General features: G+C 60.0%; 8 protein-coding genes. 5 read left to right on the top strand and 3 right to left on the bottom strand.

What is annotated here, in order from left to right:
• Positions 1 to 113: 113 nt before the first annotated feature.
• Positions 114 to 452, bottom strand: a complete 339-nt coding sequence (locus PMI21_RS0128250; RefSeq protein ID WP_033064132.1) for an FKBP-type peptidyl-prolyl cis-trans isomerase — start codon at positions 450 to 452, stop codon at positions 114 to 116.
• Between the two features lie 165 nt (positions 453 to 617).
• On the opposite strand from PMI21_RS0128250, the gene PMI21_RS08410 reads away from it, so the two are divergent.
• From PMI21_RS08410 to PMI21_RS08420, 3 genes are all read left to right on the top strand, one after another.
• A complete protein-coding gene (locus tag PMI21_RS08410; protein WP_007940117.1) occupies positions 618 to 1,691 on the top strand; it encodes a sensor domain-containing diguanylate cyclase in 1,074 nt (357 codons plus the stop codon).
• 171 nt (positions 1,692 to 1,862) lie between these two features.
• Positions 1,863 to 3,155: an MFS transporter gene (locus PMI21_RS08415; protein WP_007940116.1), complete on the top strand. Its 1,293-nt coding sequence runs from the start codon at positions 1,863 to 1,865 to the stop codon at positions 3,153 to 3,155.
• 32 nt (positions 3,156 to 3,187) lie between these two features.
• Complete coding sequence (locus PMI21_RS08420) at positions 3,188 to 3,964, top strand: substrate-binding domain-containing protein (RefSeq protein WP_007940115.1); 777 nt, start codon at positions 3,188 to 3,190, stop codon at positions 3,962 to 3,964.
• On the opposite strand, the gene PMI21_RS08425 is transcribed toward PMI21_RS08420, so the two are convergent.
• Complete coding sequence (locus PMI21_RS08425; protein ID WP_007940114.1) at positions 3,954 to 4,868, bottom strand: LysR family transcriptional regulator; 915 nt, start codon at positions 4,866 to 4,868, stop codon at positions 3,954 to 3,956. The two genes, PMI21_RS08420 and PMI21_RS08425, sit on opposite strands and share 11 nt — an antisense overlap.
• A 279-nt stretch (positions 4,869 to 5,147) precedes the next feature.
• Between PMI21_RS08425 and PMI21_RS08430 the strand changes: the two genes are divergently transcribed.
• Complete coding sequence (locus PMI21_RS08430) at positions 5,148 to 6,956, top strand: monovalent cation:proton antiporter-2 (CPA2) family protein (RefSeq protein ID WP_007940113.1); 1,809 nt, start codon at positions 5,148 to 5,150, stop codon at positions 6,954 to 6,956.
• A 131-nt stretch (positions 6,957 to 7,087) separates the two neighbouring features.
• Entirely contained in the window at positions 7,088 to 8,188 is a 1,101-nt protein-coding gene (locus PMI21_RS08435; RefSeq protein ID WP_007940107.1) for a DNA alkylation repair protein, read from the top strand.
• A 78-nt stretch (positions 8,189 to 8,266) separates the two neighbouring features.
• Here PMI21_RS08435 and PMI21_RS08440 read toward each other — a convergent pair whose 3' ends face one another.
• On the bottom strand, positions 8,267 to 8,623 hold the full coding sequence (locus PMI21_RS08440) for a DUF6124 family protein (protein WP_007940106.1): 357 nt from the start codon (positions 8,621 to 8,623) through the stop codon (positions 8,267 to 8,269).
• Positions 8,624 to 8,760 lie beyond the last annotated feature (137 nt).

The following is an 8,760-nucleotide window of genomic DNA, read 5'->3' as shown; positions in this document are numbered from 1 at the left end:
GCGTGGGAATGCAGCCAGGGACGCTCCGCGTCCCAAAGAGCGGACGCAGAGCGTCCGGTGAGGCATTCCCACGCAGAGCATGGGAACGATCAAAAAACCGCTCTTCAGCCCAATCAATCATCCCGCGTCAGCACTTCCAGCAATTCAATCTCGAAAATCAGATTCGAATTCGGCGTAATCGCCCCCATCGAGCGCTCGCCATAGCCCAAGTGCGCCGGCACCAGCAGTTTGCGTTTACCGCCGACCTGCATGCCCATGATTCCCTGGTCCCAGCCCTTGATTACCCGCCCGGTGCCAATCACGCACTGGAAAGGTTTGCCCCGGCTGTAGGAAGAATCGAATTCAGTGCCGTCTTCCAGCCAACCGCGATATTGGGTGGTGATCAGCGCGCCTTTGACGGCGGCTTTGCCGTCGCCCACTTCAAGGTCGATTACCTGCAATTCATCATTCATTACATTCACTCTATCCGTGCGCTTGCCCGAACGGGCTTGATGGGCGCCGTTTTCCCAGAAATGCAGGCTATTGGCAACCGTTTCGCTCTGTATCCGGCAGTGCTCGTGAACTAATATACCCGCCACCTCCCCCACGGTTCGATACGCCATGAGCGCAATTCCTGAATGAGTCAGCTCTGGACCGACATCACCATCGGCTCACTGACCCTTGCCCTGATCGTCGCGCTGATCTGGCGCGATCGTTCGGCGCAAAAGCAGTTGGCTGAGTGCCGTGCACTGATCGACAGCCTCACCGAGGGGCAAAGCATCCACCAGGAAGGCGACGCCGAACGCTTCAAACGCAGCCAATACTTCGCCCGCATCGGCACCTGGGACTGGGAGGTCGATACCGACAAGCTCTATTGGTCGGATGCGATCTACGGCATGTTCGGGTTCAAGATCGGCGAGGTGACGCCCTCCTACGCGCTGTTCTGTTCCTGCGTACACCCGGACGACCGGGTCAAGGTCCGCGCCGGTGAACTGCGTTGCCTTGAAACCGGTGAAAACCACGACGAGGAATACCGCGTGGTCTGGCCGGATGGCAGCATTCGCTGGCTGCGGGAAACCGGCAATGTGGTCAAGAATGAGCATGACGCAACGATCAAGATGATGGGTGTGGTACGCGACATTACCGAAGAGAAAGCCTCCGCCAGTTACCTGCAACACTTGGCCCATTACGACCCGCTGACCGGCCTGCCCAATCGCCTGGTGCTCGAAGAACGCCTGTCCGATGCCCTGGAACAGGCCCGCCTCAGCGCCACGCGGGTGGCACTGGTGTTTGTCGACCTCAATGGGTTCAAGGCGATCAACGACCACTATGGCCATGCGGCCGGTGACCGCGTGCTGATCACCACCGCGACACGCCTGAAGAGAATCCTGCGTTCAACTGACACCGTCGCCCGAATCGGTGGCGACGAATTCGTGGTCATCCTCCAGGGCCTTCCCCAAGGCAACAGCCTGCAAGACGAAGCCCGCAGCATCTGCCAGAAAATCTTCATCGAACTCGCACCGCCGGTGACCATCGGCAACGACCAGCGCCACATCGGCAGCAGCCTTGGCGTGGCAGTGTTCCCGGACCATGCGCCGAGCATGGACCGGTTGATTCATATTGCCGATCTGGCGATGTATGAGGCCAAGCGCAGCGGGAATAATCAGTATCGGTTGGGGAACATCAGCCCAATGCGCGCTCACAGCGAATAGCCCTGAGCAAACGCCGAGTCTCCGGGTTGGCAACATTGATCCGCTTCATGCATCAATACATGCCAACTATGCAATTAACATATCGATGCCCCTGCTCCACTATCCGCCCCAATAAGAACCGTGCATCGCGTCCAGGCAGTGCACGTCATAAAAGCGGTGGAGTACACGTCAATGACAGCATCAATCCAATCCGGTCGCTCCCGGGCCAGTGCGATTTTCCGGGTGACCTCGGGCAACTTCCTCGAACAATTCGATTTCTTCCTTTTCGGCTTTTATGCCACGCAGATCGCTGCCGTGTTTTTCCCGGCCAGCAGCGAGTTCGCGTCCCTGATGATGACCTTCGCGGTGTTCGGCGCAGGCTTCCTGATGCGTCCATTGGGCGCCGTGGTGCTGGGTGCCTACATCGATGATGTGGGGCGCCGCAAGGGGCTGATCGTCACCCTGTCGATCATGGCCAGCGGTACGATTCTGATTGTGCTGGTGCCCGGTTACGAAACCATCGGGCTGTTCGCCCCGGCCATCGTGCTGATCGGCCGATTGCTGCAAGGCTTCTCGGCCGGTGCGGAAATGGGCGGTGTATCGGTATACCTCGCGGAGATCGCCACGCCCGGCAACAAAGGCTTCTTCACCAGTTGGCAGTCAGCCAGCCAGCAGGTGGCGATCATCGTCGCGGCTGCTTTGGGCTATGGCCTGAACCAATGGATGGCGCCAACGATGATTGCCGATTGGGGCTGGCGGATTCCGTTTTTCGTCGGTTGCATGATCGTGCCGTTCATCTTCTTCCTGCGGCGCAACCTGGAAGAAACCGAAGAGTTCGCCGCCCGCAAACATCGGCCAGGCATGGGCGACGTGTTCCGTACCCTGGTGCAGAACTGGGGCATCGTGTTCGCCGGGATGATGATGGTCGCCCTGACCACTACCGCGTTCTACCTGATCACCGTGTACGCGCCGACCTTCGGCAAAACCGTACTGCACCTGAGCACCTCCGATGCGCTGCTGGTGACCTTGCTGGTAGGCGTTTCGAATTTTTTCTGGCTGCCGATTGGCGGCGCGCTTTCGGATCGCATCGGTCGTCGCCCGGTACTGATCGCCATGGCGCTGCTGACGTTGGCCACGGCCTACCCAGCGCTGACGTATTTGGTGCAAGCACCGAGGTTCATCAACATGCTGCTGGTGCTTCTGTGGCTGTCATTCATTTATGGCCTGTACAACGGCGCGATGATTGCCGCGCTGACGGAAATCATGCCGGTCGAAGTCAGGGTCGCTGGTTTCTCTTTGGCTTATAGCCTGGCGACGGCGGTGTTCGGCGGCTTCACACCGGCGATGTCGACCTTTCTGATCCAGTACACCGGCGACAAGGCTGCGCCCGGTTACTGGATGAGTTTCGCTGCACTCTGTGCCCTGTGCGCAACGCTGTTTCTCTATCGCCGTGCCTCTGGCCGCCTGCAACCGGCCGTGTCGTGAACCACCCGCCCTCTAACTGCGAGCGCTATTTGATGAAAAAGTTTTTCAACTTCACCGCCCTGGCCCTGGTGGCCAGCCTCGGTCTGAGTGCGATCGCCCAGGCCGAAGAAATCCGTGTGATGACGTCCGGTGGTTTCACAGCGGCCTACAAAATCCTCGGCCAGAAATTCGCCGAGTCTACCGGCAACACCCTGGACACCGCCCTCGGCCCCTCCATGGGAAAAGCCCCGGAAGCGATTCCCAATCGCCTGGCCCGCGGTGAAAAAGCCGACGTGGTCATCATGGTCGGATATGCCCTCGACGACCTGATCAAGCAAGGCAAAATCGATCCTGCTTCACGGGTGGAACTGGCGGATTCGCGAATCGGTCTGGTGGTGCGTGAAGGTGCGCCAAAGCCGGACATCAGCTCGGTGGAAGGCCTGAAAAAAACCTTGCTCGACGCCAAGTCAGTCGCCTACTCCGACAGTGCCAGCGGCGTGTACATCGAGGATCAACTGTTCAAGCGTCTGGGTATCGAAAACCAGCTCAAGCCCAAATCGAAGATGATCCCGAAAATCCCGGTGGGCTCGGTGGTTGCCACCGGCGATTATCAACTGGGCTTCCAGCAGGTCAGCGAACTGTTACCGGTGCCAGGGGTGAGTTTTGTGGCGAAAATTCCAGAATCGGTGCAATCGGTCACCCGTTTCGCCGCCGGTATTCCGGTCGATGCGCAACACCCGGCCGAGGCCAAGGCGTTGCTTGAGTACTTGGCCTCCACCGCAGCCCAGCCGGACGTAAAAGCTACAGGGCTGGATTCGGTCAGCCACTGACCGAGGGTTGCTGGACTTTCATTTCCACCACCAGCCGCTCTAACGCCAATGCCGCCGGGGTTAACGTACGACCCCGGCGCTTGATCAAACCAACACTGCGCATCACCTGTGGATCGGTCAGCGGTACCCGCGTCAGGATCGGGTGATCCGCCGCCGGCATCGCCATCAACGGCACCGCAGCCACACCCAACCCGGCCTCTACCAGACCGATCATGGTCGTCACATGACGGGTTTCGCAGATACTCGGCCGCTGCGGCACCACACCAGTCAGCGCTTGGTCCAACAGAAAGCGATTGCCCGAAGTCTTATCCAGCGAGATGTAATCCTGCTGATAAAACTCATCCCACGTCACGCTGCTGCGTCCCGCCAGAGGGTGATCTCGTCTGCACGCCACCACATAGCCTTCTTGCACCAGTGGCTCGAAATCGACTTCGGCCTCCAGGGTGCCCATGAAGCTCAGGCCGAAGTCCGCTTCACCGTTGACCACGGCACTCAACACCTCGTGAGCACTGGAATCGAGCACCTTGACCTTGATCCGCGGAAATTGCCGGTGATAGTGGGCGATCACGCGCGGCATGAAGTAGTACGCCGCCGACGGCACACAGGCGACGGTGACATGCCCGAGCCGGGTCGAGGCGACTTCGCTGATGCCGAGTAGCGCCACGTCCAGGTCATCCAGCAGGCGCTCGACGCTGGGCATGAAACCACGCCCGGCCTGAGTCAGGCTGACCCGGCGAGTGGTGCGTTCGAACAATTTCACGCCCAGAGCGTCTTCGAGCTTTTCGATCCGCCGGCTGAGGGCCGGTTGGGAGATGCGCACGGTGTCCGCAGCCTTGCGAAAGCTGCCCTGCTCCACCACGGCGCGAAAGGCTTGCAGATCGTTAAGGTCGAAATTGATGGCCATGGTGCGCACTCGGGAACGAACAGATTGATCAGCTTATCCTATGAATGTCACTAATTGATGCTAAATGTAACGATATCTTGGGTGCCCGCAAGACTGCCATTGCGAGCAATCTCGCGCCCTCATTTGTGCGTCGTCGTGATCCGCGTGAGATCGATAATGGGACCGAGGTTGCTCGCGATACCGGTGTGCCGGCCAATAACGTTCTCGTTCAAGGCTGACGCATCCGGCTCCAGCCTTTATCCTGTGCACCCCCGCCGTATCGAGTTTTTGGAGTTTCACATGCCCCACGAAGGCAACCTGTTACAAGCCGCTGTCGTCTTTTTGTTCGCGGCGGTGCTCACCGTCCCCTTGGCCAAGCGCCTGCAACTGGGGGCGGTGCTCGGTTATCTGTTTGCCGGGGTGATCATCGGGCCGTCGGTGCTGGGCTTGATCGGCAACCCGCAAAGCGTCAGCCACATCTCCGAACTCGGGGTGGTGTTGCTGCTGTTTATCATCGGCCTTGAGCTGTCGCCCCGACGTTTATGGGTGATGCGCAAATCGGTGTTCGGCGTGGGCCTGGCGCAGGTGCTGTTGACCGGTTCGGTGATTGGCGTGCTGGCGTTGTTTGTGTTCGGCCAATCCCTGAACAGCGCCATTGTGCTGGGCCTGGGCCTGGCGTTGTCGTCCACCGCGTTTGGCTTGCAAAGCCTGGCCGAACGCAAGGAGCTGACCAGCCCCCATGGGCGGTTGGCGTTCGCGATTTTGCTGTTCCAGGACATCGCCGCGATCCCGCTGATCGCGATGGTGCCGTTGCTGGCCGGCGGTGATCACACCAGCAGTGCCGCCGAAGATTTGAACCATGGCTTGCGGGTGCTGGGCAGCATCGCGGTGGTGGTGATTGGCGGGCGTTATCTGTTGCGCCCGGTGTTTCGCGTGGTGGCCAAGACCGGTCTGCCGGAGGTGTCCACTGCCACCGCGTTGCTGGTGGTGATCGGCACGGCGTGGCTGATGGACCTGGTCGGCGTGTCCATGGCACTCGGCGCGTTCCTCGCCGGTTTGCTGCTGGCGGATTCCGAATACCGTCACGAACTGGAAGCGCAGATCGAACCGTTCAAGGGCCTGCTGCTGGGGCTGTTTTTCATCAGCGTCGGCATGGGCGCCAATTTGAGTTTGCTGCTCAGTGCGCCGGTCGTGGTACTGGGGCTGACCGTGCTGCTGATCGCGATCAAGTTGCCGCTGCTGTTTGTGGTCGGTCGACTGGCCGGGGGGTTGGGCAAGGTCAATGCGATTCGTTTGGGGATTGTGCTGGCGGCCGGTGGTGAATTTGCCTTTGTGGTGTTCAAGATCGGTCGGGATCAGGGCTTGTTCGAGCCGCGCCTGTACGACTTGCTGGTATTGACCATCACCCTGTCGATGGCGCTGACGCCGCTGTTGCTGCTGGCCTGCGCACGGCTGGTCAAGCCCAAGGTGCAACCGGTGGAGGTGCCGCAGAAGTTCCGTGAAATCGACGCCGACACGCCCCGCGTAGTCATTGCCGGCATGGGCCGTATGGGGCAGATCGTGTCGCGGATTCTGCGGGCGCAGAACATCAAGTTCATCGCCCTCGACACATCGGTGGAAACCATCGAATTGTCCCGCAGCTTCGGCGGCGTGCCGGTGTTTTACGGCGATCCGATGCGCCCGGAAATCCTCAGCGCGGCCAAGGTCGAGCAAGCGGAGTTCTTTGTGATCGCCACAGATGATCCGGAAACCAACATCAAGACGGCCGAGGTGGTTCACAAGCTTTATCCGCACATCAAAATCATCGCCCGCGCCCGTAACCGTCAGCATGTGCACCGGTTGGTGGATGTCGGGGCGCAGGCGGTACGGGAAACCTATTACTCCAGCCTGGAAATGACCCGTCGTACCTTGGTTGGACTCGGGCTGACACAAGCGCAGGCGGATGCACGGATCAAGCGCTTTACCCATCACGATGAACAGGTGCTGGAAGCTCAGCACGCGGTGTATGACGATGCGGCCAAAGTGATGCAGACGGCGCAGGAAGCGCGGGCGGAACTGGCGAAGTTGTTTGAGTCGGATCAGCTGGAAGAGGAAGCGGGTAAGGTTTGAACCGGATCGTTCCCACGCACAGCAAAGGAATGCCGCCATGGACGCTCTGCGTCCGATCTTGAAATGTGACGCAGAGCGTCACCGGATGCATTCCCACGCAAGCGTGGTGATCACTTGGCAAGGAACCCACAATGGCTGCTGACCAGACCACCCCCGCCCTGAAGGAAATCTTCAACGCTGAACGCCTCGCGCACATCGCCACCGAGATGACGGCGGTCTATCCCGGCTTCGATGCCAAGGCCTTCCTGAAGCTGGCCAAAACCGGTCTGGCGGACCTCTCCGTCATGCAACGCATGGCCCGCGTCAGTGAGTGCCTGCACGCAGTGTTGCCGCTCGATTATGAAGATTCCCTCGAGGTCCTGCGCGCCCTCGCCCCGCGCCTGAACAGCGCCTTCGTCAGCATGTTTTTGCCGCACTATGTCGCGACCTACGGCGCTCACGCGTTCGATCTGTCAATGGACGCGCTCAAATACTTCACGACCTTCGGTTCATCGGAATTCGCGATCCGGCACTTTCTGCGCAGCGATATCGAGCGCGCGTTGGCGCTGATGCACGACTGGTCGCTGGATGACAACGAACACGTCCGGCGCCTGGCCAGCGAAGGCAGCCGACCGCGGCTGCCATGGTCGTTTCGCCTGGAACCGGTCCAGGCCGACCCGACACTGGCGGCCGCGATCCTCGACAACCTCAAGGCCGACGACAGCCTGTACGTGCGCAAATCCGTGGCCAACCACCTCAACGACATCACCAAGGATCATCCCCAGTGGGTGCTGGACCTGATCGAAGGCTGGCCTCTGGACAACAAACACACGGCGTGGATCGCCAGACACGCCCTGCGCAGTTTGATCAAACAGGGCAACCCACGGGCGCTGGCGATCATTGGCGCGGGTGGCAAGCCTGAGGTTGAAATCATAGACGTGAAGGTCGAACCGGCGGTGATTCGCCTGGGTGAGAAAATCACCCTGTCCTTCGCGGTGAAATCCGTGGTTGCGGACAGTCAGCGACTGGTGATCGACTACGCCATCGATTACGTCAAAGCCAACGGCAGCACTTCGGCGAAGGTGTTCAAGCTCAAGGCCCTGACGCTGCCCGGCAAGGCTACAGAGTCCATTGCGCGTGGCCAGCACATCAAAGAACTCACCACCCGAAAGCATTACGTTGGCCTGCACGCCGTGCACATTCTGGTCAACGGCGAACGACTGGCCAGCACGGCGTTCGAAATCCTCGCCTGAAGCACCACAGCCTTCGCTTGAAATACGGTCCCTGTAGAAGCGAGCGGTGGGGCGATCCTACAGGGGAATGGAGCACTTCTAAGGCGTATTAATGTGATCCAGAACCCGGTTCGCGGTGATCTCCGCCACCATGATGCTGTTTGAAATGCCCAGCAGGGCGTAGCGCGACTCACCCTCCAGATGATCCACCAACTGATGGACCATCACATCGACCGAGGCCAGCGTCTCGACCAAAAAAACCGCCAGGGTTTCGGCCGTGGCTTCTGGGGCCACGGAAAACAGGGTGCTGCGTGTTCGCGGGGTGGCTTTGATGTCGGCATTCGACGGGAAGTGGAAGTTCAGAGCCCGCTCGGCGGCCTCGTTGAGCTTCTTTGAATCGGGTTCGTACGGGGAGACCGGATCGGTGTCCGGCGGATTGGGTGTGACCTTGAACATAAGCTGGCTTCTCTGATTGGGTGCCACCCTCCTGCGACTAAACGAGAGGGAGGCAGCTGTACGCAGGTTAGTCGACCGGGGAAGCTAGCAAAGCCGGCGCGCCCGAAGGCGCCCTGCGCACAACCACCATCAAGTGC

It is taken from the genome of Pseudomonas sp. GM18 (genome assembly GCF_000282195.1).
Classification (GTDB): domain Bacteria; phylum Pseudomonadota; class Gammaproteobacteria; order Pseudomonadales; family Pseudomonadaceae; genus Aquipseudomonas.
This window is presented reverse-complemented; position numbering and strand designations above follow the sequence as displayed.

Excerpts from the sequence above, each read along its gene's own strand:
- PMI21_RS0128250 (WP_033064132.1), bottom strand. The coding sequence starts at position 452 with ATGAATGATGAATTGCAGGTAATCGACCTTGAAGTGGGCGACGGCAAA.
- PMI21_RS08410 (WP_007940117.1), top strand. The coding sequence starts at position 618 with ATGAGTCAGCTCTGGACCGACATCACCATCGGCTCACTGACCCTTGCC.
- PMI21_RS08415 (WP_007940116.1), top strand. The coding sequence starts at position 1,863 with ATGACAGCATCAATCCAATCCGGTCGCTCCCGGGCCAGTGCGATTTTC.
- PMI21_RS08420 (WP_007940115.1), top strand. The coding sequence starts at position 3,188 with ATGAAAAAGTTTTTCAACTTCACCGCCCTGGCCCTGGTGGCCAGCCTC.
- PMI21_RS08425 (WP_007940114.1), bottom strand. The coding sequence starts at position 4,868 with ATGGCCATCAATTTCGACCTTAACGATCTGCAAGCCTTTCGCGCCGTG.
- PMI21_RS08430 (WP_007940113.1), top strand. The coding sequence starts at position 5,148 with ATGCCCCACGAAGGCAACCTGTTACAAGCCGCTGTCGTCTTTTTGTTC.
- PMI21_RS08435 (WP_007940107.1), top strand. The coding sequence starts at position 7,088 with ATGGCTGCTGACCAGACCACCCCCGCCCTGAAGGAAATCTTCAACGCT.
- PMI21_RS08440 (WP_007940106.1), bottom strand. The coding sequence starts at position 8,623 with ATGTTCAAGGTCACACCCAATCCGCCGGACACCGATCCGGTCTCCCCG.